This window comes from Streptomyces sp. NPDC057654 (assembly GCF_042800135.1).
Classification (GTDB): domain Bacteria; phylum Actinomycetota; class Actinomycetes; order Streptomycetales; family Streptomycetaceae; genus Streptomyces.
In genome coordinates this window covers 1-1,106 of the sequence record NZ_JBHVHQ010001461.1, presented here as the reverse complement: position 1 = coordinate 1,106, position 1,106 = coordinate 1, and the positions used below count along the sequence as shown (strand labels likewise).

The 1,106-nt window shown below is 66.5% G+C and carries 1 protein-coding gene; it reads left to right on the top strand.

The features are described from left to right. Positions 1-312: 312 nt before the first annotated feature. Complete coding sequence (locus ACFU99_RS44365) at positions 313-1,041, top strand: hypothetical protein (RefSeq protein ID WP_384404569.1); 729 nt, start codon at positions 313-315, stop codon at positions 1,039-1,041. Positions 1,042-1,106: the final 65 nt, after the last annotated feature.

Sequence of the window (1,106 nt, the reverse complement as noted above, 5' to 3'; positions counted from 1 at the left end):
GGGACAAGATGTCCCTTCGAAAGCCATTTCGAGCAAAGTTATCCACAGGCCGCTGCCGCCCAGCTCAGGCGAGGGGAGGCGGAGTGAGCGCCTCCGGATGCGATCACCTGTCCGCAGTAACCGTACGTTTGTCGGCTCGTTGTTCCTGGTGCGCGGAGGCAACTGGAGTTCGAGGCGTCGAGGGTTCGTGAAGTAGAGGAAGGCCGGGCGACAGAACCGGTCATTGGGTTTGTGGACACGTGAGCAGCTTCCGCTCCTGTGCCCTGGATACGGGCTTCCACCGAACCGTTCCGGACCAAGGAAGGCATCCTCATGCCACCGGAAGCTGCACTGCTGGAGTCGCGCGCGATGCGCGACAGCGTCATGGGGCACGTAGAAGTGCTCGACAAGGTGGGAGCGCTGCGGCTGCTCCCCGACGGCATCCACGTCACGACGGAGGACGTGGCCACGTTCTTCGAAATCCACAGGGAGGCTGTGAAGAAGGTCGTCCAGCGTCATCGCGACGAGCTGGAGACCAACGGGCTGCGCGTCGTCCGCGGCGATGACCTGCGGCTTTTTAAGGTGGACAACTTGTCCACCTTTAGCGAGGAACCGGGTGGAAGTTATCCACAGCCATTCGTTCACCTGGCCCTCTTCACCAGGAGGGCCGTCCTCAACATCGCCATGCTGCTGCGCGACAGCGCCGTCGCCCAGCGCGTGCGTACGTACCTCCTCGACGTCGAGGAGCCGCACCGCACCGGCGGGCAGCAGGTGCCGCCGCCCGGCTACGCCTCGCTCGACCGGCGGGTGACCGCTCTGGAGACGTGCATGGCCGGGGTCGGTACGGCGCTTCAGGAGCTGGGGCCCGTCATCGGGCGGATCTCGGCGCGGCTGGACCGCATCGATCAGCGGCTCGACGGCATCGACGGCCGACTGGACGGCATCGACAACCGGCTCGACGATTTCGACCGGCGGTTGCATGCCACGAATCGCGTCGTGTGCGCGATGAGCGAGCGCTTGGCCGCGCTCACTCCGCCGCCTCGACGCCGGCGTCACCGCTGACAGCGGCGCTGCTGACGCGATGAAACCGCGGCGGCTCGGGCCCGGCCTAACGGTCGGGGCCGGGC